The following is a 22,241-nucleotide window of genomic DNA, read 5'->3' as shown; positions in this document are numbered from 1 at the left end:
GTAAAACCTCTCATATGAGTTTTACCCAAAACAGGCATGGTGATTCTTGAATGGTATGTACTTTTTTAGAAATTTAGATATTCTTTCTTCAAATCCCGATTAAAGCTTTTAAACCTAGTCCCTTGATACAGGAGTTCGCCCCGGTCCCCTTCTACAATCAGGCCAAAATCCTGATCTCTTACCTGTAACTCCAATCGAGAGCCATCGGCAAACTCAAACGTAACGTAATAACTAGTATTTGCTCTCGATTCACCAGATCCACCCCACACCTCGGTTCGTTTGGTGACCGCTGTGCAGTTTGCTTTTATCAGAGGACTTGCGTTATTGGACATCCAGATTCTCACTGATTTAACAATTATAAAAACGAAAAGACCAAGAAAAAGTAAAGCAAATAATTTAAAAAACAGTGGCATCTCATGAATGAAGCTTCCGAAAAAGCTGCGTTCATCAAAACCGTTAAAATCCTGCCATTCGCTCAAATTTATCCCTCCTGACTGAAACTTGATAATAAAAGTTATCTATGCTGCGAAATACGTCATTTTTCCCGTTCGGTTTCATGTTTTCATCCTCTATATATGAATTTTTTTCACAAAACAATTTGGATTCAAAGGAAAAGGTATGGTATGCTTTTTATACTACATACAGTCGGGAGGTGTTATTTCGGTGCAATATATAGCGCGTTTATCACTACATTGCTTTCTTCGTATCGTCCTAATTCTGGGAATGATGTTCTCTTTCCCACCTGCCTGGTCTGGAGGATTATTCACTACGGAGCAAGAATCAACGACATCCGAAATTGAACACTACGAGCGAAAGTTTACACCTCCCGTAAGGATTGCACCTCAAATAACCCCTCAGGTAGGAACCATCAAAATAACTGAACAGTGGGGAACGAAGTCTCTTGCGGTAGTTGCAATACTCCCTGTACTTTCTTTGCTGTTCCGTCCAGTGATTTATAAATTTCTGCTTCGACTGCGGCTGTACCTGTTAAAATTCACGTCTCATTTTCTAATATCACTACCTTAGCGAAGTTCACCTCTGCCCTAAATGAATGTCGGCTGAAGGGAATTTAGAACTTCGATTGATAAAAATCTTATGTATCATGAATTATAGAGAAGCAGATTTCCCGGTGGGTATACATGCTCGCATTGCTCATTATCCACCGGAAGAAAGCAAGTATCTTGGCTGAACCTTGTTCTGGATATCCGTTCCGGTGCGCTTTTGCATTATTAATATTCGCAGCACTATTCTTGATTGCCGGATTTTCCGAGACCACTCATCTAGCAGACAGAAGTTATTGGCGCACTACTAGTGGACTTGTTCTCGCTGAAACTGAACGTGAGAGACGAATTGAAAAGCTCGTGATCCTATTTCGTTATTTCTTAGGTGCCATCTTCTTCTTCAGCTTGAGACTGAGGTACATCCACCTCCCTTAGGCGGTGAGGCGCTTTGTTACTCCCTTGCAGCAGTTATCGTTATACTGATTGGCAACTTCGTTGCAAGGCTTGCTGGCCGGACGTAGCGTTGGTCTCAGCCCTCATGGTTTGGTTCATCTATCATTGGATGCCTATAGTCTCGCGGGATAAACTTTAAATTGTTATAGCCAATTTGGGTAAAGCAGGCGGAGTGCTGGCTATTCTTCACTATTTGCAGCCATTTGCAGCTATTTTCAGCCACTTGCGACCATTCGCGGCGACTTGCGGCTATTTTCAGCCACTTGCAACCATTTGCGACCATTCGCGGCCATTTGCGACCATTCGCGGCCACTCGCAGCTATTCGCAGCCATGTAAGTGCCGATCATTGCTATCACTTAGACATCGTCCGATGAAAGAATCTATATGGATTTATAAAATAAGGGATAAAGTATTCAACTTTGAGAAACGACATGATGCACGAATATCCAAAAAATCTGCCATAGCCACTGAAAATAAGTAAGGTCGTTTCCCCTGTTGAAGGAGGAAAAAACTATGCAGAACAAAATAAATCAACGTCAACAGCTACAAAGAAGCTCTACCTTCCGAGTTCTTACAGTCATTGCCGGAGCATTGCTTGCTGCTGTAGGATTGGAATTATTTTTAATGCCACATGGCCTAGTTGTCGGCGGGATTACAGGTTTATCCGCATTATTCGCTCATACTACTGAAATGCAGCTTGGATTGTTTCTATTTCTATTCAATCTGCCCTTTATATTTATGTCGCGAAAGCAAGTAAATCTCCGCTTTGCTCTTTACACTGTTTTGGGATTAACCTGCCTAACCATCGCGTCTCTTGCGCTGCATCGTTTTCCTGCTGTGATTAGCGATCCTTTACCTGCCGCAATGGCAGGAGGCATCTGTCTAGGAGTAGGTATTGGAATATCTGTAAGATTCGGTGGTGTAAATAAACAAGCCAGTGACCAGGGATATTCTCTGTTGAGCGGCGGACCTCCAAAGTCAACGGAAGTCGTTATTATGATCCTGAACTGTGCAATTCTGCTTTTTGCAGGTACATTGTTCGGTTGGGAGCAAGCGATGTATTCTATTATTGCCTACCTGCTGGCTTTCGAAGGTGTTCGTATCTCACTACGGGGATTATCCCACTCCCGCACTGCTTGGATTACCAGCAGCAGATGTTTGGACATTCAGCAAGCAATTGCAACCTCCCTAAACCGAGAAGCTGCGATTGCCGAAGGTTCAGGGCAAGATGGAGAGGTTAGCACGTTGTTTTGTCTGACGAACAGAATGGAAGAAGATCATCTTCGGTCACTCGTTTTACAGTGTGATTCAGAGAGCCAAATTGTATTCAGATCAGCCACTAAAGATCATAGACAAACACGCTTACACGAATAAAAAAGGGGAGTGCCCTTAAGCCAGGAAAATGGCTGGAGCGCTCCCTTCTTTTTAAATTTAGCCTTTGATCGCAACTGATTTTCGGAGTGAGGCCCAGTTTCTTGAGCGAAGACCCCTTTTTTGTTTGTGACCCAAAACTTATTGATCGAGGCCTCAAACTCCTTGTGTGAGAGCTCAAACTTCGCTTAATCTAACATGTTTTCGCGATTGAGGCAGCTATCGGACACAGGAGACCTTATACGAGAAATTACCCTGAATTTTGGATGCTATCGGACCCCATAGCCCCTATTGGCACAAAAAACGCCAACTATGAGCTTATTTTTTATGAATAACTGCACTGGGGTCCGAAACCTTGCTCCAAAGGCGATATATTTGTGAATAACGTCATTGGAGTCCGAATGCCTCTGCGGATGAACATGATTCGGCGACATCGGACGGTGGATGACTATGATTTGGGGTCTGCGGACGATGGATGACTATGATTCAGTGGTATGAGATGTAGGATGGATATAATTTGGCGGTATCGGATAGCAAATGATCATATTTCTACGATATATCGGACGGTAGAAGACTATGATTCGGGATCAGCGGACGGTGGATGACCATGATTCGGTGGCATCAAACGATGGATGAATATAATTCAGCGGTACCGGACGACGAATGACTATGATTCGGTGGCAACGATTTGTCCGAAATAGAGTCACTATTCAGCAAGCCGTAACTGCGGCCAAAAACGCAAAGCAGCGATCCTCCAATAATAGGAGGATCGCTGCTTGCAGACTGTCACATACGATGAAAAAAACATCTATGGACAACCCCTACTTTTCATTTAATCCGCTACTTAACGGAACATTCCCCACAAGCGGATTAAATGAAAGGTGTTGTTCGGATCGATTTTCTGCGCGATGATAAACTTTACAATTTGTTCTTCCTGTGTCGAGGTCAATTTCTCGTTCAATACACCTGACGTTTTCCGTACCAATCTGCGAACAACCGCAGGATCCTGCAGCTCCTGTTTCGAGATGCCCTCAATCATACTTTTGATACGATCCTTCACAGTCGAGTTTTTCATCTTCAGCTTGATGCGATCCACCAACTGAGGGCTAATTCCGAATTGTTGATAACCCAAGTGTAGCACCTCCCGTCATATCCAATCTTTCACAGTATATGAGCCTTCGGTGCTACATGTGCCTAGTTAGTCAATTAATTCTCCTTGGAAGATCTGTTCACTCTGTAAATAATGCCGAAGAGATGCATATTCAGGTGATGTCCAAAAGGCTTCATCCTTAAGGAGCTCTGCAACATCATCCCGCGCCTGCTCGAGAATTTCAAAGTCAGCCGTCATATCTGCCAGCCGAAACTCCGGCAATCCACTCTGCTTTGTCCCAAAAAAGTCCCCCGGACCACGCAACTCCAAATCCCTTCGGGAAATCTCAAATCCGTCATCCGTATCGGTCATGGCAGTCATTCGCTCACGTCCGATTTCAGATTTTGGATCAGCTACCAACACACAAAAAGAGGCATACTGCCCTCTTCCTACCCGTCCACGCAGCTGGTGCAGCTGTGACAAGCCAAAACGATCCGCATCCATAATGATCATCAATGTTGCATTAGGAACGTCTACACCCACCTCCACCACCGTAGTGGACACAAGCAGCTGCAGCTCATTGTTATAAAACGCCCGCATCACTTCATCTTTTTCAGCGGGAGTCATTTTACCATGTAAAAGCCCAACTTTATAGCTAGGGAAAGCTTGGCTCATCTGAATATGCAAATCAATAGCATTCTGCACATCCAGCTTCTCAGACTCTTCAATGAGCGGGCAGATCAGATAAGCTTGACGACCGAGATCAATTTCACGCTTAATCAGATTCAGCACACGATCCATGAGATCATGCTTTACCCAGTAACTAGTTATTGGCACCCGGCCTTTCGGCCTTTCAGATAAAGTGGATACATCCATATCGCCAAAAACAGAGATAGCAAGCGTACGAGGAATAGGCGTCGCCGTCATCGTCAGTACATCCGGATTATATCCTTTACGCCGCAATACACCACGCTGATTCACACCAAAACGATGCTGCTCGTCAGTTACCACAAGACCCAGATCACGGAAAAATACATCCTCCTGAATCAAAGCATGTGTTCCTACCACGATATCAAGCATCCCCATTTGCAACGAAGCCAATAATTCTTTACGTTTTCGGCCAGTCACACTGCCCGTCAGGAGTCCTACAGTAATCCCAAACGGCTCAAACATTCTGGTAAGTGAACGCATATGCTGCTCTGCTAAAATCTCTGTAGGCACCATAAGTGCGCCCTGAAAACCAGATCTTACCGTAGCAAAAAGCGCCACAGCCGCAAGCACTGTTTTACCTGAGCCAACATCTCCTTGCAGCAGACGATTCATGCAATATGGTGAACGCAGATCATGTAAAATCTCCAGCTCTACACGTTTCTGTGCATCTGTAAGCTCAAAGGGCAGACTGCGCACGAACTGGCGTACCGTCGCGTTATCCACTGTGTGAACTACCCCATCCATCCGCCCGCGGTTCAGAACCCTGAACGCTTGCATCTTCAACTGGAACAGGAATAGTTCCTCATATACCATCCTACGGCGCCCCTGCTGCCCTTCACGAGTGTCCTCAGGCCTATGAATAGTGGCAATGGCCCGTTTACGCGGCATGAAGTCATATTCCCTCATAATAGAATGCGGTAAAATCTCTGGAATCAGATCCCCATACTGCTGAAGTCCCTGATTAATAACCTTCCTGATCCACGACTGCGTGATCTTGCCACCTACTGAATAGACTGGCTGCAGTGTTCCTGTCTTTCCTTCACCACGATCCGGAAATTCATAATCAGTCACTGTAATCTGATTGCGCTTCTGATCCCATTTTCCGGTCAGCACAATTTCCCGCCCCACAGTGAGTTGCTCTCTTACGTAATGGCGGTTAAACCAGGTTGCTGTGAACATCCAGGGCTCTGCAACCATCTTACAGCTAAGACGTGACTTGCCGCCAAAGCGCTGCAGCACAGGGATACCGATTACTTTTGCCTCTACGGTCACTTTATCCCCGTGTTTAGTCTCGCTAAGCGAGCGGGGACGATAATCCTCGTAGCGGAACGGATAATACTCTAATAAATCCTTTACTGTAAAGACGCCAAAGGCGTGAAGCTCGCTTTGCTTTTGAGCACTCACGCCAGTTATGTTTTTTACTTCAATTTGATTTAATGCCAGTGTCATATTTATCCCTCATTTTGCAGGCCAAATGAACACAGCTAATGTACCGTTACCGACATGGCTGCCCACGACAGGGCCGACGTTGGTCAGCACTTTTTCTTCCAAGGTGAAGTGTCCTGCAAGCTCATTCAGGAACTCTTCGCCGGAAGCCGGTTCAGCCGTATGACCCACGGCCACATTGATTTTGTTTACACCCTGCAGATCCCGCTTGAACAGTTCAATCATACGGGCGACAGCCTTCTTACGGCCTCTAACTTTCTCCACCGCATAAATAATACCCTCTGCATCAATGGACAATATCGGCTTAATATTCAGAAGTGTCCCCAGAATAGCGGAGGCTTTCCCAATTCTCCCGCCTTTTTGTAAATATTCAAGTGTATCTACTAAGAAGTAAAGCTTACGCGATTGACGTAGGCTTTCTACAGCCTCAAGTATCTCTTCAGGCCCTTTGCCTTCAGCAGACATTCTGGCAGCTTCCACTACCATAAATCCAAAACCATAAGAAGCGGAGAGAGAATCTACAACAGTGATTCCTTCTCCCTCCTCCTCCAGCATCGATTTAGCCAGCAATGCAGATTGATAAGTCCCGCTCAGTCCAGAAGAAATATGAAAGGAAAGGATAGAACAGCCCGGGTTACGCTCCAGAATACTGCGGTACACATTCATATATTCAACCGGTGAGGGTTGAGAAGTAGTCGGCAGCTGTGAGGTACGGGGAAGACGCTCATAGAACTGCTCCGGAGTCATATCCAGATTGTCCCTAAAAGCCTCTTCGCCGAACATTAAGGTCAACGGTACTACCTCAATTCCGTACGTTTCCGCCATTGCTGGCGGGATATCTGAAGTGCTGTCGGTGACGATAATGGTACGATTCATGGATTTTCTCCCCCAAGCTATAATTTTGCCAACTACGCAATAGCAAATTTCTACTCCATTGTTAAAGAACCATTAGTTCTTATCTATGGCTCTACAGAGAACAGATAATAATACAGGGGTTGGCCACCCTCATGAATCTCAACTTCCACATTGGGATAAGTCTCTTCCAGCCACTCACTCAAAGAATCAGTAGCCTCGGATTCTGTTTCTGCGCCAATAAGGATCGTGACGATTTCGTCGCCATTCTCCAGCATGTTGGATAACAGCGCCTGACTTGCAGCCAAAAGATCATCTGCCGCAGCAACAATTTTGGAATTAGAAATCCCAATAAATTGGCCCGACTTAATCTCCAGCTCATCAAAGCTTGTATCACGCACAGCGTTCGTTACTTGTCCGGACTTCACATGAGAGATTGCTTCCAGCATATTCTCAGAATTAGTCTCCACAGCATCTTCCTCTTGGAACGCAAAAGCTGCTGCGATTCCCTGAGGAATACTTTTACTTGGAATCACCGTAATCTCACGTTCGCCTTCTAGAAGATCTTTAGCTTGTTGAGCGGCAAGAACAATGTTCGAGTTATTCGGCAAAATATAAACATGCTTCGCAGATATAGAAGAGATCGCGTTCACGAAATCCTCCGTACTAGGATTCATTGTTTGACCACCAGCAAGGACTACATCTACTCCAAGGCTTTTGAAAATATCAGCAATACCAGCGCCAGAAGATACCGCAATGAAGCCGTATGGTGCCAAATCATCAGCTGGTGGTTCAGCAGGAGACATTTGCACTGCGCTCTTCTCATTCGGCATATCAGCGAACACATCAGGCATTGGTGCAATATCCATGCCCGCAGTCAGCAGGTCACGATGCTGCTCTCGCATATTAAGAATGTGTATCTGCGTGATCTCCCCATAAAGAAGAGCCAAGTTCATCACTTCACCCGGAGCCTTAGAGTGCACATGCACTTTAATCGTCTCATCATCCGAAATCACAATAATGGAATCGCCATTAACTGACAACGCTTTCCTAAAAGCTTCCTCATCAAAATTAGTTCTCACGTTAACGCCTAACTGGCGATTAATGAAAAACTCCATATCATATAGAAATTCTATATCTTCAGTAGATAGCTGTGACTGTGCAGAAGACTGTACAGAAAACAGTTCATTTTCAGGTTTCGTTAACACGGGTTTAGGCGCTGGTGCAACGGGTGTGTGGGTTTGTCCTTGCACAGATTCAGACAGTCCGGTACTTCCGTTCGTCAGATGCTGGTGAAACCCTTCATAAATGTAGACCAAACCTTGACCGCCAGAATCTACAACACCGACTTGCTTCAATACAGGTAATTGCTCAGGCGTATAAGCTAAGGCTTCTTTTGCTTTGGCTAATACCTCTGTCATCAGCTCCACAACGTCAGTAGTACGGCGGGCATAATAAACAGCATGTCTTGCAGCCTCTTTAGCTACAGTAAGAATAGTTCCTTCTACAGGCTTTACAACTGCTTTATACGCAGCGTCCACTCCGGTTTGCAGCGCAGCAGCGAACTGCTGTGTATTAAGCTCATCATGTTGAGCCGCATACCTGCTAAACCCTCTGAATAACTGGGACAAAATAACGCCGGAATTCCCGCGAGCTCCCATTAATAAGCCCTTGGAGAGTACACCTGCACATTGGCCCACAGAAGTGGTGTTATTTTTCTTTAATTCATTCGCACCTGCGGTCATCGTCAAATTCATGTTTGTACCGGTATCTCCGTCTGGGACCGGAAAAACATTTAGGGAATTGACGTGTTCTGCATGCTGTTGCAGCTTATCCGCTCCAGCCAATACCATAGCGGTAAAATCTGTTCCGTTTATAGAACGCTTACTCAATTGAGAATTCCCCTTCCTAACTTCATGCCTAATCATTCTATGATTAACAGGACATAATGCACTAATTTACATTGTACTATAAGTATTAAAAGAAATAAATGTTTTTGAATCGGTTGACGTAGCAAAATTTGCTGTGATATTATAGATAAGTATTGTTTATGCAGGTGTTAGGAATAAGGAGGTGTAATCTATGTCCCGCAAATGTGCAGTAACAGGCAAGAAACCGAGCAGCGGCAACCACGTGTCTCACGCTAATAACCGCAACCGTCGTTCTTGGGGAGTTAACGTTCAGAAGGTCCGTATCCTCGTGAACGGTAAACCAAAACGCGTGTACGTCAGCACCCGTGCTTTGAAAGCCGGTAAAGTTGAACGCGTTTAGTCTTTAGCAATTTTTAAGACCGAACGATAACTTATATGAAGCAAAAAGCACCCTTTACATTTGTAAGGTGCTTTTTTTCATGTTTTCTTTTCTGTTAGAGGCTTAACTCTTCTGAAATGTGTTCAATATTGCTTTAACAAAACCTCCCAAAAACCTTGGCAGCTTAAACGTGTAAAATTTCATGATTTACCCTCCCATCAATTCATGCCGTACGCAGGAGACTTTCCTCTTGTCAATAACGGAAACGAACTGCAGTCCTCCCTGCCAAAACAAAAAAAGGCTACATGAGATTTCTGCTCATGTAACCATATTTATGCACCGAGGACTTGGCCTATACCTCTAGTCTCAATAGCCTATTTTTTAACGCAGTGCTGATTCGGCTGCTTCTCGAATTCCCCGGATCGCCGCAGCACGATCACTCCGGCCAAAAACTGCATTCCCCGCTACCAAAACATCGGCTCCAGCTGCCACAACTAATGGTGCTGTCTCTTCCGATACACCACCATCGACTTCGATCAATAAATCTGGATTCACTTCATTCGCCCATTCTCGAATTTGAGTGATTTTGCGCAAAGTGTTAGGAATGAATGCTTGACCACCAAAGCCTGGATTAACGGTCATCACCAGAATCATATCCACATCCTCCAGCACCTCACGCACCGCTGAAGCCGGAGTGCCCGGATTAATTGCTACACTTGCCTTCAGCCCCAGTTCCTTGATCTGATGAACCACACGATGCAAATGAACGCATGCTTCAGCGTGAACGGTGATCACACTTGCACCTGCTGCAGCAAAATCAGGGATATAACGTTCTGGTGACTCAATCATCAAGTGAACATCAAGTGGAAGCTTGGTATGTAACGATACAGCTTTTACAATAGGTGGACCCAACGTGATATTCGGCACAAAATGACCGTCCATTACATCCACATGTATCCAATCTCCGCCACTGGCTTCCGCCTCTGCAACTTCTGGACCTAAACGCGCGAAATCCGCCGACAATAAAGATGGTGCTATTCGTATCATGATGTTAGTACCTCCGCTTTTTATCTTTCATTTCATTAAAAAACAGTTTGTAATGATCATAGCGACTATCCGCAATTTTCCCTGCTTTCCAAGCCTCTATTACACGACAGCCTGGTTCATGCTGATGACTGCAGCCCCGGAACTTACAATCGGATGCGTATTGAGCAAATTCACGGAAACAAGTGGACAGCTCTTCTACACCAAGCTCCAAGAAATCAAGCTGACTAAATCCTGGGGTATCTGCAACAAAACCTCCACCACCAATATCCATCAGCTCCACATGACGGGTCGTATGACGACCACGTCCCAATCGTAAACTAATCTCTCCAGTTTCCAGTTTAAGCCCGGGAACAATACGATTCAATAAGGTGGACTTACCAACCCCTGATTGACCGGCAAAAACGCTAATCCCACCAGTAAGCCGTTGTCTTAGCTCATCGCTTCCGGCACCAGTAAGTGAACTTGTGACCATCACTTCATATCCGATATCCTCATAAAGTTCTTTAACATAACGGGTAGCTTCACCATCATCATCCGCCAAATCCTGTTTAGTCAGAACAATTAGGGGTTCCAGACCTGAATGCTCAATATGAACTAGAAACTTGTCCAACAGATTCAGGTTCATATCGGGCTCCCGAACGGAGAATAAAAGGACTGCGAGCTTAACATTCGCTACAGGTGGACGAATCAGTTCAGATTCTCTAGGTAGAAGTTCATCCACCATTCCTTCTCCATGCTCAGTAAGAATATAAATAACCCGATCTCCAACTAGCGGAGCGATCCCTTTTTTCTTAAGAATTCCTCGGCCTCTGCATTGAACAGAATGCTCTTCAGTCGCAATTAATCCTTCGCGGAGCGGTTTCACATAATAATAACCGCTTAACGCCTTAACAATTATTCCTTCAGGCATACATAGTGAGCCTTCCTCTCCTGATTTTGCGAAAATGACCCAAGTCTGATATCCCCGGGTCATTTCGCTACGCCAACCGTTCAGGTTAAACCCTGTTTAGTTGTTGTTTTTATCTTTAGATTTATCCTTGCCTTTATTATTGTTCTTATTATTGTGCTTGTTATTGCCATTATTAGTCGATTCACTGTTTACCGAACTATTATTTACGAACCCTGTCTGATTCACCGCCCCGTTATTCCCCCCGTCATTCTCTGAACCTGAACCCGGCAAGATCTCCGGTTCAATCGTAGGTTCAGTTGTAGGCGTAGGTTCAGCAGAAGGTGTTGGAGTTGGCTGTGGTGTTGCTATAACTGGTGGTTCAGGCTCCTGAACGGTTCCGTTCTTAGCATCGATATAAGGAATGACATAAGTGTCCAAAAGCACACCGTCACGGGTAACAATAACTGAACCATCTTTATTAGGAGCCAATACTAGATTCACAGATAACACTTGGCTTTTTCCAATGGTACGTGTTCCCCAATCCTGCTTCTCTCCATTATTGCGCGCATCCACGAATTCGATACGAATCTTGCTCTTTTTCCCATCCTGAGCAGGAGCGACTGGCACATTAAAGGTATAATTCAGGGCTTCAGGTGGATAACCTGTACTTAAGTAAATCGTAATCGCTGTTCCAGGTGGAACAGAAGTACCGGTCCCCTTATCAAATGCCCAAGTCTTTGTTACTTTACCTTCTTCAATGCTGAAGCTGGATTCTTTCTTAACTTCTCCAAGAACAAGCTTGGCGCCTTCAAGCAGCGCCTTTGCTTCACTCTCCGTCTTACCGATGAGATCTGGCAACAGTACACTTTCTTCTCCTTTACTAACGTAAAGGGTGATTTGAACCGTCTCAGGATCGAATTCAGTATTTAATGCAGGGTCAGATTTTACAATGAGACCTTCATCTGTATTTTCGTCATAGAGAGGTTTATTATCAATCCGGTCCTGGGCTACACCCAGCGCCATCAATGCTTTAACCGCATCATCAAAGCTCTTGTTAACTACATCTGGCATCTTAGGTAGTGGCTTAGCCGTATTCACAGTGAGTATAAGGGACGCTCCTTTTTTCACTTTAGCATCCTTTTCCCTACTTTGCTTAATGACCACATTCTCTTCAAAATTCGGACTGTAGTCATACAGAATAGGATCAGCAACCTCAAGCCCCAAATCCTCAAGCTCAGTTTGAGCTTGTTCTATCTGTTTACCTACTACATAAGGAACGGAAACCTCAGGAACAACTAGCTGTGATTTAACGTACCATACGAGACTGGCCATAGCCAACAGCAACAGCAAGGTAAGCCCAATCCATAATGTAGGTTTTGCCCATTGTTTTTTACCTTTGCTTGATGGCACCGGTTCATCGTCTTCATCACGAACCATCCGTTCCTCACGATGATTACGATTACCATTGCTTCTTTGAATCGGTTTTATCGCCGGGATAACCCGCGTACGATCCTCATCTTCTTCATCGTTGAACAGAATCTTCGCCTCACTGCGGCGCTCCGGCAATAAGCATGTTTCCAGATCCTGCAACATTTCTTTGGCAGAGTCGTACCGCTCCTCCGGGTTTTTACGCATTGATCTTAGAATTACATTCTCAACGCTTTGCGGAATGAGTGGATTCAGAAGTTTTGGCTCTTCAAACTCTTCTTGCAGATGTTTTAAAGCTACACTAATCGGACTCTCTCCCAAGAAGGGCAGGCTTCCGGTAAGCATTTGATAAAGTACAATACCTAATGAATACAAATCAGACTTTTCTCCTGTAGAGACACCTTTGGCATGCTCTGGCGAAAAATAATGTACTGAACCAACCACAGAACCGGTCTGTGTAATGGTTGTTGACGTAACTGCGCGGGCAATCCCAAAGTCGGTTACTTTCACCCGGCCATTGCGTCCGATCAGGATATTATGTGGTTTTATATCACGATGAATAATTTGATTCTGATGCGCATGATCTAGGGCATCACAGATTTGTGAAGCGATCCGTACGGATTCATCAACCTGCAATGGCGCACGTTCTTTTATAATTTCATTAAGATTCTGACCCTCAATATACTCCATGACAATGTAATGAATTTCGTCTTCTTGTCCTACATCGTATATGCTGACGACATTCGGATGAGACAAAGATGCGGCAGATTGCGCCTCACGCCTAAAACGGCGAATAAATTCCTCGTCATGCACAAACTGATTGCGCAATACTTTGATGGCGACATTTCGGTTTAAAAGAATGTCATGTGCTCTATAGACGAGCGCCATTCCACCTCCGCCGATCCGTTCGATGACTTGGTAACGGCCGCCCAATTCGTGACCGATCATCAATCCCACTCCTTTGTTTCGGGCACAGCGGCCTCTCCATGATGTTCTAACAAAGCGACGCTAATATTATCGCCACCGCCGGCGAGCAGTGCCAGCTGAAGTAAACGGTCCGCTCTTTCCTCTAACGATATCTCATGTATACCTGAAACTTTGCCTAAATGCTCATTTGTGACAAAGTTGCTTAAACCATCGCTGCATAGAAGCAAAATTTCCCCAGGTAGCAGAGCTATAGGCGCCATATCAACCTCAACCTCAACATCTGTACCAAGTGCCCTCGTCAGCACATTACGACGCGGATGATTATCCAATTCCTCCACACTGATCTGACCGTTCTTGAACAGCTCATTGACTAGCGTATGATCCTCGGTTAGTTGAACTGCCGCACTGTCTTTTATTAAATAGGCTCTGCTGTCTCCGATATGGCCAATATATCCGTTTGATCCATTCAAAAGAACAGCAACGACAGTAGTACCCATATTATGATACTTATCGTCTCCGGAAGCCTCTCTGAACACAGTGCTGTTAGCTTCCAAAATAGCAGCTGACAACGCATCACGCAGAGCTTCGTCTTGAAGTTCAGGCTCTAACCCGTCCAGGTTATTCCTCATTGTCTCCAAAGCGAGCCTGCTTGCGGTTTCACCAGCCTGATGTCCACCCATCCCATCGGCAATTATGCCAAGTGTATAACCGTGGCGCGTCGCGCCGATCCAGACCGAATCCTCATTGACAGAGCGCACTCGGCCAATATCGCTGGCATGAACTGTTCTGATCAAATATCCTCACCCCAACTCCATATGTTTGGCACGCAGCTGTCCGCATGCGGCCGCGATATCATGGCCTTGCTCACGGCGAATAGTAACATTCACCCCGTTATCAGCCAAAATACGTTGAAACTCAAAGATATCATTGCGTGAAGTACGTACATATTTTCGCTCAGGCACATGGTTTACCGGAATCAAATTGACGTGGCACAGCATGCTCTTAAGCACCCCAGCCAATTCCTCAGCATGCTCCGGTTGGTCATTTACCCCGCCGATCAAGGCATATTCAAAGCTGACACGTCGTCCCGTCTTAGCTTGATAATAACGCAAGGATTCAATTACATCATCAAACGGAAAACGGCGGTTAACAGGCATTAGCTTTGAACGCAAGGCGTCGTTAGGCGCATGAATTGAAATCGCCAAATTAATCTGGGTATCTTCTTCTGCAAATTTATAAATGCTCGGTACAATACCGCTGGTGGAAACAGTAATATGCCGTTGTCCGATATTTAGGCCCTTCTCATGAATCATTAGACGCAGGAATCTCATTGTTGCATCATAGTTCTCAAACGGCTCACCAGTACCCATGATAACAATGCTGCTGACACGTTCGCCGCGCGCATCCAGGATTTGTTGGGAACGTACTACCTGAGCTACAATTTCTCCCGCTGTCAAATCCCGTTTTAATCCACCTAGTGTGGAAGCGCAGAAAGTACAGCCGATTCGGCACCCTACTTGGGTTGTTACACAAACGCTATTGCCATAATTATGTTTCATGATAACTGTTTCGATAGCATGATCGTCATGCAATCCAAACAGGAATTTTACAGTTCCATCTTTAGATTCCATTTTAGTAATTTCAGTTAGCGCTGCAATTGAGAATTGTTCATTCAGCTTCTGGCGAAGCCCTTTGGACAAATTGCTCATTGCTTCGAAGTCATTTACACGTTTTACATACAGCCAATCAAAAATTTGTCCACCACGAAAAGCAGGCTCACCATTGTCTTTCGCCCACTGTTGTAACTCTTCTAAAGAAAAATCATATATTAAAGGTTTCATTATTATCTACACCTGTTCTTTCATAAGGATATGCGTATTATTTCTCATTCTTCCTATTTTAACACAAATTTCAGAGACGGTAAAAGAAAACGCCCGCCGTACGGTAGCCCGGCGGGCGGAGGATACTACAATTGTCAGAAAATTTGCTATATTACAAGACTCTCTGAAGCTTGGAAATATAGAACCCGTCGCTCCCATAATGATGAGGCAGCAGCTGAATTCCTTCACCCTCAGCCAGCGCAGTACCCTCCAGCCTGTCCCATAATGGGGAGGCAAAAGTTACAGCAGTGAAGTCAGGATTCTGCTTCAAAAATTCAGCTACTACTTCACTATTTTCTGCTTGTTCAGTAGTACAGGTACTATATACCAGAATGCCACCCGGTTTCAACAGTTTAGAGACCGACTGCAGCAATTCCCGTTGCAATGACGCTACGCTAGCCACATCTTCCGGCTGCTTACGCCATTTGAGGTCTGGCTTACGGCGAATTACGCCGAGTCCAGAGCAAGGTGCGTCGAGAAGAATTCTATCAAAGGATTGATGCTCTAAAGTGTGCTCCAGCTCCAGCGCATCTGCACTGCCTGTAGATACGCAATCAAGACCTAAACGTTCTGCTTGATCTGAGATCAATTTCGCTTTATGCAAATGCAGATCATTAGCGTAAATTGATCCTTCATCTTTCATGAGCTCGCCCATATGTGCTGTTTTGCCCCCAGGAGCAGCGCAGCAGTCAAGCACCCTCATCCCAGGCTCCGGAGCTACCGCTTCAGCTACTAGCATAGAACTCTCATCCTGAACGGAGAGATATCCATCACGATACCAGGAGGTGAGCGCCAGGTTTCCGCCGCCTTTCACAACAATGCCATAAGGACTAACCTCAGATGCTGAAGCTTGCAGACCTTGTTCAATCATCTGGTTCAGCAGAGCTTCACGACTGATCATCGTTGTATTCACACGTACGCTGACCGCAGGCGGCTCATTATTAGATGCACAAATCGCTTCCGCCGTGTCGACACCGTACTCGGTAATCCAACGTTCCACTAACCACAACGGATGTGAGTATAAGATCGATATCCGCTGCACTTGACTCAGCCCGTCAGGCAGAACCGGTAGATCACCAGCACGCAACACACTGCGCAGCACGCCGTTAACCATCCCTGAGATTCCCTGGTGGCCTTTTTTCTTCGCTATATTAACAGCCTCATTTACAGCTGCATGGGACGGTATACGATCAAGATACATAATTTGATATAAACTTAACCGCAGTAAATTACGGACCCATGGCTGTAGTTTAGCTATCCCTTTACTAACAAATCCTTCAAGCACATAATCCAAGGTGTTCATCCGCGAAATAGAGCCATAAACAAGTTCTGTGACCAGTCCGGCATCTTCTCTGCTAAGTGTTGCCTTCTGTAGACTGCTGTTGAGCAGCAAATTGCTATATGCACCTTGCTGCTCAACTTTAACCATTATTTCAAGCGCGATTTCCCGTGCAGTGACAGGGGCAACCTTACCCTTGTTGCCAGCTCTGCCGTTGTTGCCAACTGCTTTTGAATTATTCCCTTGTCTCTTACCAGCGCCAGGATTTACTGCTGATCGGCCAACACCGTTTCCACCGCCGCTCAACCTAACACCGTCCCTGGCTTCATAACAGCACCACGGCTAAAATCGGCCGCACTCATTGCTTTTTTACCAGCAGGTTGAACCGTTGTCAGCAGCAGACTTCCGTCACCTGTTTTCACTTCGACACCTTGCTCGGTTACAGAAAGCACCGTTCCTGGAGCACTATCGCTTGCTTTCTGCGCTTCAGGCAGCTTAGAAGCCCAAGCTTTAAAGGTCTCACCATTCCAGAGCGTGAATGCGCCGGAAAAAGGAACTAATCCACGAATTCGATTATAGTTATCACGCGAGCTGGCGTTCCAATCCAAACGTTCATCCTCGCGATTAAGGTTAGGAGCATAAGTTGCCTCACTATCATCTTGCTGAACAGCTTGAACTTTTCCACTCACTAAACGTGGCATTTCAGACTTTAACAGATCTCGTCCCGCTAGGCTTAGCTTCTCAAAAAGAATTCCAGAGGTATCTTCATCCTCAATAGCCACTTCGACACGAGAGATCATGTCACCGGTATCCAGCCCTTCCGCCATATACATCAAAGTAACACCGGTCACTTTCTCACCATTGATGATACTACGCTGAATCGGAGCACCTCCCCGATATTTAGGAAGCAACGAACCGTGTACATTCACACAACCATTCCGCGGTAAGTCCAACACAGCTTTAGGCAAAATTTGACCATAAGCAGCCGTGACGATCAAATCCGGCTCATACGCAGCCAGCTCAGCGACTGCCTCAGGACGACGCATGCGTTCAGGCTGAAGCACAGGTAATCCAAGAGCTAATGCGGCTTCCTTAACTGGTGAAGGAGCCAAGATCTTTTTTCTCCCCTGCGGACGATCCGGTTGGGTGATGACAGCTACAACTTCATAGCCTTCATCTACCAGCATTTGCAAACTTGGCACCGCAAAGGCTGGAGTTCCCATGAAAACAATCTTCATATTCCTCACTCCTCAGTCTCGTTAGCAGTCATCTCGTACACTTTTTCAGCGATATCTGTAAACAGAACTCCATTCAAATGGTCAATCTCATGCTGAAAAGCCCGGGCAAGTAAACCACTGCCGGTTATCGTAATCTCTTTTCCCTCACGGTTAAGGCCACGTACAGTTACAGTCTCCGCACGGCGTACATCACCATTCAAGCCAGGAATACTAAGACATCCTTCAGGTCCTAGCTGTTCACCTTCCATGCTGATGATTTCAGGGTTAATCATTTTGATCAATCCATGCTCTTCATCCGCATCCACCACAATTAGACGTTTCAAAATTCCGACTTGGGGTGCCGCCAGCCCTACTCCTTCAGCGTCATACATCGTATGTGCCATATCATCCAGCAATTTTTTAACATTAGGAGTAACTACAGCTACTTCTTTAGCTTTTTTGTGCAATACTTCATCCGGTTCCTTAACGATCAAACGTATAGCCATTACAAAACACCTTCCCGTTCTGAACATTTCTATATTTAAAGTCAATTTATAAAGCTCTTTTTTTACATTGTAACATGATACGGATTTACATCAACATCTGCGGATCCACATCAATGCTGATCTGAAGACCAGTATCCCGTACAGAATCCTCTAACTCTTCAGCCACTTGGCGGACAAGTCCAATTACATCGATGGCGCCGCGCCATTTTATCATACACTGGAATCTATATCTACCCTTTAATCGAGGGATAGGTGAAGCCACAGGACCCAACAGATCTAACACATCGCTGGTTAGCTTATCGAGACTTCCATACCATCTTAGCTGTCTGGCCTTTCCTTGAAGATTCAGAGCATAATTCTCTGCCATCCGCAGTAGAAGCGGCAGCTGTTCATGAGACAACGTGACCAGGATGAGTCTGCAATACGGCGGATAATGGAGGCCTCTACGATGCTTCAGCTCTTCACGTACAAAAGAGAGGTAGTCATGTCCGCTGGCATGAATAATGGAATAATGCTCTGGCGTATAGGACTGAACGACCACTTCGCCTGGAAGCTGATGCCGGCCTGCTCTGCCTGCAACTTGGGTAAGCAATTGGAATGTCTTCTCTGCTGCGCGAAAATCGGGCAGGTTCAACGCTGAATCTGCTGTGATTACACCAACAAGAGTGACATCTGGAAAATCCAGTCCCTTTGCTACCATCTGAGTCCCCAGGAGAACATCCGCTTTTTTGTCCCGGAATTGGTTCAGCAGCTTCTCATGTGAGCCTTTTTCTGTTGTTGTGTCCACATCCATACGAATCACTCGTATGCCTGGGAACAGCTTACCAAGCTCTTCTTCCACCCGCTGTGTACCCGTTCCGAAAAACCGGATATGCTCACTCCCACACTCCGGACAAAGCTTAGGTGCTGGTTCAGCATGGCCACAATAATGACAACGCAAATTGTCACTACGGCTATGATATGTTAGTGAGATATCACATTCTGGACAACCGGCTACGTAACCACAGCTACGACACATGACAAAGGTTGAGAAACCTCTACGGTTAAGCAGCAGCACCGTCTGTTCTCCGCGTTCCAGCCTCTCTTCCAGTGCTGAATGAAGCTTTCGGCTGAACATCGAACGGTTACCTTCTTTAAGCTCTTCCCGCATGTCTACTACGTTCACCTTTGGAAGTTCATTTCCCAGCGCACGGGTAGGCATCTCCAGCAGTACCGGTGAAAAATGAATATCACTCTGCGATCTTGCAGCATGATAGCTTTCCAGCGAAGGCGTGGCAGATCCAAGAATCACAGCTGCCCCACACTGCTCTGCTCTACGAATAGCAGCATCACGGGCATGATATTTCGGATTCTCCTCCTGTTTATAAGAGGTCTCATGTTCTTCATCCATAATAATCAGCCCTAAGTTGGAGAAAGGAGCAAACACGGCCGATCTTGCGCCTACAGCGACTGTGGCCTTTCCTTCACGGATTTTACGCCACTCATCGTATCTCTCACCAACAGACAGCCGGCTATGCATAACCGCGACCCCGCTGCCGAACCGCCCCTTAAACCGCTCCACCATTTGTGGCGTTAAAGCAATCTCTGGAACAAGAACAACAGCCTGTCTACCCTGATCTAAACAACGTTTAATACACTGCAAATAGATCTCTGTCTTACCACTACCCGTAACTCCATGAAGCAGAAATACTTCGTGAAGCTGCTCTTCTACGGTTCGAGAAATCCTTGTATATACGACCTCTTGTTCCGCTGTAAGCGGTAGAGGTGCGGTAGGTTTAAAATCTCGTCCTTGATAAGGATCGCGATAGACTTCAATTTCACTGATCTCGATAAAACCTTTTTCCTCCAAGGCCTTTACAGTACTTGCCGTTACTTGGAGTGCAGACAAAACTTCTTTAAGGGCCATGGGGAGTGTAGCTTCCATATCAACTAAAAAGCTCAGAACTTCCTTCTGGCGTGCGGATTTTTTCGGAAATTTGTTCAAAGCCTCACGGGCAGCAGTGACACCTATCGCCAGATCGACTGCCTTGAGCTTTTTCTTGCCCATTTTATCCTTAATGGATTGACTCTCTATAAGTACTCCACGCCGCAGCATGAACTTCACCGTCTCAGCAGCCTCAGGAAATGCACGAGTAAGCTGCTTCATAGAAACTTCGCCACTACGTCCAATAAATTCTGTGATTAGCCGTTCCTCATCCCCTGTGTCTGCAAACATTGGGAACAATTCATCCGCTGGAAATGCTGTTTCTTCCTGCACATCTCCAAGTGAAATCAGCCGTTCTGCCTTCCCTTTTAGAGCGGTGGGCAACATCGCCTGCAGTGCTGAAATTCGTCTACATGCATATCTTTTACTCATCCAGTCCGCAAGCTCAACTAATTCAGGAGATAAAGGCGGAAGCAGATCCAATACTTCTTGGATTGGCTTTAGGCTAGGACTCACTAGGGTCTCGCCTGATTCTAAAGACACTACAAAACCTTGGACTGTCCGGTGCCCAAACGGAACGGCTACCCGACTGCCCACTTCAATCCATAATTTCAGGGATTCCGGAATACTATAATCAAATGGCCGGTCAGTGCTGCGTACAGGCACATCCACAATGACCTTGGCGATATCCATTATAATGAAGCTCCAGTAATTCGCTCTGCCACGAGCGTCAGCAAACGACGAGCAACCTCATCCTTCGACAATTGTGGCAATTCAAGCACCAATCCATTCACATCATATATCGAAACGATATTCGTATCCGCTCCAAATCCGGCTCCTGCAGCCGCTACATTGTTAGCAACGATGAGATCGCAGTTTTTGCGGACCAGCTTGTCCTTAGCATAAAATTCCGTATTGCCCGTTTCCGCAGCAAAGCCAACCAAAAACTGCTTGTTTTTGTTCTTACCGAGTGTTTCCAGAATATCCGTTGTCTTCACAAGCTCAAGTGTCATCGTCTCTCCGCTTTTTTTAATCTTAGAAGGCTCACTATGCTTCGGACGGTAATCCGAAACAGCCGCCGCCTTGATCATAATGTCGCAGCTGTCCCACTGTGCGGTAACTGCTTCATACATTTCTTGTGCAGATTGAACACGAATGACTGAAATCTCTGGATCCTGTGGAGGAGCCTCATCTGTACGCGCAGCAATCAACGTTACCTCAGCTCCCATTGCGCGCGCAGCACGTGCTAATGCGAAGCCCATTTTACCTGATGAATCATTGGAGATATAACGTACTGGATCAATGCGTTCTACCGTTCCACCCGCTGTGATGACGATTTTTTTACCCTCAAGAGGTTTGGATGCGACGCTTGCTTGGTGTGCAAAAAAATTCTCAACCACACTCACAATAGCCTCCGGCTCTTCCAGCCGACCTTTGCCAACGTATCCACATGCCAGCAGTCCTTCACCAGGCTCAATAAACTGAATGCCTCGACTAGCGAGAATATTCAAATTATTAAGTACAGCTGGATGCTGATACATATGAACATTCATAGCTGGTGCAACCATAATAGGAGCCGTAGTAGCAAGCAGTGTAGTAGATAACATATCATCGGCGATCCCGTGCGCCATTTTGGCAATTATATTTGCGGTCGCGGGTGCTACCAGTACAAGATCCGCAGCATCTGCCAGATCAATATGTGAAATGGAGGATGGATCTCTCTCCTGGAATGTATCGCTGTATACTCGTTGCTTCGATAGTGACTGTAGAGTTAATTCTGTAATGAACTGCTTCGCCGAAGCTGTCATAATGACATGAACCTCGGCTCCTTTTTGGACAAGCTTACTGGTCAAGGACGCCGCTTTATAAGCAGCAATTCCTCCTGTGATCCCAAGTAAAATAGTCTTCCCCTTCAAGCTCTTCAACATGATCTCCCCCCTGTTCCCTACTCTTACAACGAATGGCTATC

At 45.7% G+C, this 22,241-nt stretch carries 19 protein-coding genes; 3 read left to right on the top strand and 16 right to left on the bottom strand.

Going from position 1 to position 22,241, the window contains the following annotated elements:
- Positions 1 to 65 precede the first annotated feature (65 nt).
- The gene (locus MKZ09_RS14025; protein ID WP_256715124.1) at positions 66 to 479 is read right to left on the bottom strand and encodes a DUF2500 domain-containing protein; all 414 of its coding nucleotides are present in this window, start codon (positions 477 to 479) and stop codon (positions 66 to 68) included.
- A gap of 184 nt (positions 480 to 663) precedes the next feature.
- On the opposite strand from MKZ09_RS14025, the gene MKZ09_RS14020 reads away from it, so the two are divergent.
- Together MKZ09_RS14020 and MKZ09_RS14015 are read left to right on the top strand one after the other, a co-directional pair.
- Positions 664 to 1,026 carry a hypothetical protein gene (locus MKZ09_RS14020; protein WP_076202532.1) on the top strand — a complete coding sequence of 121 codons (363 nt, stop codon included), beginning with the start codon at positions 664 to 666 and terminating at the stop codon, positions 1,024 to 1,026.
- A 942-nt stretch (positions 1,027 to 1,968) separates the two neighbouring features.
- The gene (locus MKZ09_RS14015; protein ID WP_076202526.1) at positions 1,969 to 2,829 is read left to right on the top strand and encodes a YitT family protein; all 861 of its coding nucleotides are present in this window, start codon (positions 1,969 to 1,971) and stop codon (positions 2,827 to 2,829) included.
- 841 nt (positions 2,830 to 3,670) lie between these two features.
- Here MKZ09_RS14015 and MKZ09_RS14010 read toward each other — a convergent pair.
- From MKZ09_RS14010 to MKZ09_RS13995, 4 genes are all read right to left on the bottom strand, one after another.
- On the bottom strand, positions 3,671 to 3,958 hold the full coding sequence (locus tag MKZ09_RS14010; protein WP_076202524.1) for a stage VI sporulation protein F: 288 nt from the start codon (positions 3,956 to 3,958) through the stop codon (positions 3,671 to 3,673).
- Positions 3,959 to 4,024: 66 nt separating this feature from the next.
- Entirely contained in the window at positions 4,025 to 6,076 is a 2,052-nt protein-coding gene (gene recG, locus MKZ09_RS14005; protein ID WP_076202521.1) for an ATP-dependent DNA helicase RecG, read from the bottom strand.
- A gap of 9 nt (positions 6,077 to 6,085) precedes the next feature.
- Positions 6,086 to 6,949: a DegV family protein gene (locus MKZ09_RS14000; RefSeq protein WP_036686209.1), complete on the bottom strand. Its 864-nt coding sequence runs from the start codon at positions 6,947 to 6,949 to the stop codon at positions 6,086 to 6,088.
- A gap of 83 nt (positions 6,950 to 7,032) precedes the next feature.
- Positions 7,033 to 8,817: a DAK2 domain-containing protein gene (locus MKZ09_RS13995; RefSeq protein WP_076136154.1), complete on the bottom strand. Its 1,785-nt coding sequence runs from the start codon at positions 8,815 to 8,817 to the stop codon at positions 7,033 to 7,035.
- 190 nt (positions 8,818 to 9,007) lie between these two features.
- Here MKZ09_RS13995 and rpmB point away from each other — a divergent pair, with 190 nt between their 5' ends.
- Entirely contained in the window at positions 9,008 to 9,196 is a 189-nt protein-coding gene (gene rpmB / locus MKZ09_RS13990) for a 50S ribosomal protein L28 (RefSeq protein ID WP_036686205.1), read from the top strand.
- 102 nt (positions 9,197 to 9,298) lie between these two features.
- Here rpmB and spoVM read toward each other — a convergent pair whose 3' ends face one another.
- The 11 genes from spoVM to coaBC form a co-directional block, all read right to left on the bottom strand.
- Entirely contained in the window at positions 9,299 to 9,379 is an 81-nt protein-coding gene (gene spoVM / locus MKZ09_RS13985; RefSeq protein ID WP_020431362.1) for a stage V sporulation protein SpoVM, read from the bottom strand.
- 177 nt (positions 9,380 to 9,556) lie between these two features.
- Entirely contained in the window at positions 9,557 to 10,222 is a 666-nt protein-coding gene (gene rpe / locus MKZ09_RS13980) for a ribulose-phosphate 3-epimerase (RefSeq protein WP_076136152.1), read from the bottom strand.
- Positions 10,223 to 10,226: 4 nt separating this feature from the next.
- Positions 10,227 to 11,132 (bottom strand): ribosome small subunit-dependent GTPase A, encoded by a 906-nt coding sequence (gene rsgA, locus MKZ09_RS13975; RefSeq protein ID WP_036686201.1) that lies wholly within the window; start codon positions 11,130 to 11,132, stop codon positions 10,227 to 10,229.
- Positions 11,133 to 11,228: 96 nt separating this feature from the next.
- Positions 11,229 to 13,487 carry a Stk1 family PASTA domain-containing Ser/Thr kinase gene (pknB, locus tag MKZ09_RS13970; RefSeq protein ID WP_076136151.1) on the bottom strand — a complete coding sequence of 753 codons (2,259 nt, stop codon included), beginning with the start codon at positions 13,485 to 13,487 and terminating at the stop codon, positions 11,229 to 11,231.
- Positions 13,487 to 14,260 carry a Stp1/IreP family PP2C-type Ser/Thr phosphatase gene (locus MKZ09_RS13965; RefSeq protein ID WP_076202518.1) on the bottom strand — a complete coding sequence of 258 codons (774 nt, stop codon included), beginning with the start codon at positions 14,258 to 14,260 and terminating at the stop codon, positions 13,487 to 13,489. The genes pknB and MKZ09_RS13965 overlap by 1 nt, the downstream gene beginning before the upstream one ends.
- Positions 14,261 to 14,266: 6 nt before the next feature.
- Positions 14,267 to 15,307, bottom strand: coding sequence for a 23S rRNA (adenine(2503)-C(2))-methyltransferase RlmN (gene rlmN, locus MKZ09_RS13960; protein ID WP_036686196.1), 1,041 nt, complete (start codon positions 15,305 to 15,307; stop codon positions 14,267 to 14,269).
- Between the two features lie 151 nt (positions 15,308 to 15,458).
- Entirely contained in the window at positions 15,459 to 16,775 is a 1,317-nt protein-coding gene (rsmB, locus tag MKZ09_RS13955) for a 16S rRNA (cytosine(967)-C(5))-methyltransferase RsmB (protein WP_232061522.1), read from the bottom strand.
- A 152-nt stretch (positions 16,776 to 16,927) separates the two neighbouring features.
- Positions 16,928 to 17,863, bottom strand: coding sequence for a methionyl-tRNA formyltransferase (gene fmt / locus MKZ09_RS13950; RefSeq protein ID WP_076202512.1), 936 nt, complete (start codon positions 17,861 to 17,863; stop codon positions 16,928 to 16,930).
- 5 nt (positions 17,864 to 17,868) lie between these two features.
- On the bottom strand, positions 17,869 to 18,348 hold the full coding sequence (gene def / locus MKZ09_RS13945) for a peptide deformylase (RefSeq protein WP_036686193.1): 480 nt from the start codon (positions 18,346 to 18,348) through the stop codon (positions 17,869 to 17,871).
- A gap of 85 nt (positions 18,349 to 18,433) precedes the next feature.
- Positions 18,434 to 20,965: a primosomal protein N' gene (gene priA, locus MKZ09_RS13940; RefSeq protein WP_076202509.1), complete on the bottom strand. Its 2,532-nt coding sequence runs from the start codon at positions 20,963 to 20,965 to the stop codon at positions 18,434 to 18,436.
- On the bottom strand, positions 20,965 to 22,200 hold the full coding sequence (gene coaBC, locus MKZ09_RS13935) for a bifunctional phosphopantothenoylcysteine decarboxylase/phosphopantothenate--cysteine ligase CoaBC (protein ID WP_076202506.1): 1,236 nt from the start codon (positions 22,198 to 22,200) through the stop codon (positions 20,965 to 20,967). Before coaBC ends, priA begins: the two co-directional genes overlap by 1 nt.
- Between the last annotated feature and the right edge of the window lie 41 nt (positions 22,201 to 22,241).

Source organism: Paenibacillus sp. FSL R5-0908 (assembly GCF_038006245.1).
In the GTDB taxonomy this organism is placed as follows: Bacteria; Bacillota; Bacilli; order Paenibacillales; family Paenibacillaceae; genus Paenibacillus_AQ; species Paenibacillus_AQ odorifer.
Note: the sequence above shows the minus strand (reverse complement) of the source record. Positions and strands in the feature narration are given on the sequence as shown.

Bases quoted from the DNA above. Each gene is read 5' to 3' on its own strand.
- MKZ09_RS14015 (WP_076202526.1), top strand. From the start codon at position 1,969: ATGCAGAACAAAATAAATCAACGTCAACAGCTACAAAGAAGCTCTACC.
- recG (WP_076202521.1), bottom strand. From the start codon at position 6,076: ATGACACTGGCATTAAATCAAATTGAAGTAAAAAACATAACTGGCGTG.
- MKZ09_RS14000 (WP_036686209.1), bottom strand. From the start codon at position 6,949: ATGAATCGTACCATTATCGTCACCGACAGCACTTCAGATATCCCGCCA.
- rpmB (WP_036686205.1), top strand. From the start codon at position 9,008: ATGTCCCGCAAATGTGCAGTAACAGGCAAGAAACCGAGCAGCGGCAAC.
- spoVM (WP_020431362.1), bottom strand. From the start codon at position 9,379: ATGAAATTTTACACGTTTAAGCTGCCAAGGTTTTTGGGAGGTTTTGTT.
- rpe (WP_076136152.1), bottom strand. From the start codon at position 10,222: ATGATACGAATAGCACCATCTTTATTGTCGGCGGATTTCGCGCGTTTA.
- rsgA (WP_036686201.1), bottom strand. From the start codon at position 11,132: ATGCCTGAAGGAATAATTGTTAAGGCGTTAAGCGGTTATTATTATGTG.
- pknB (WP_076136151.1), bottom strand. From the start codon at position 13,487: ATGATCGGTCACGAATTGGGCGGCCGTTACCAAGTCATCGAACGGATC.
- rlmN (WP_036686196.1), bottom strand. From the start codon at position 15,307: ATGAAACCTTTAATATATGATTTTTCTTTAGAAGAGTTACAACAGTGG.
- rsmB (WP_232061522.1), bottom strand. From the start codon at position 16,775: ATGGTTAAAGTTGAGCAGCAAGGTGCATATAGCAATTTGCTGCTCAAC.
- fmt (WP_076202512.1), bottom strand. From the start codon at position 17,863: ATGAAGATTGTTTTCATGGGAACTCCAGCCTTTGCGGTGCCAAGTTTG.
- def (WP_036686193.1), bottom strand. From the start codon at position 18,348: ATGGCTATACGTTTGATCGTTAAGGAACCGGATGAAGTATTGCACAAA.
- priA (WP_076202509.1), bottom strand. From the start codon at position 20,965: ATGGATATCGCCAAGGTCATTGTGGATGTGCCTGTACGCAGCACTGAC.
- coaBC (WP_076202506.1), bottom strand. From the start codon at position 22,200: ATGTTGAAGAGCTTGAAGGGGAAGACTATTTTACTTGGGATCACAGGA.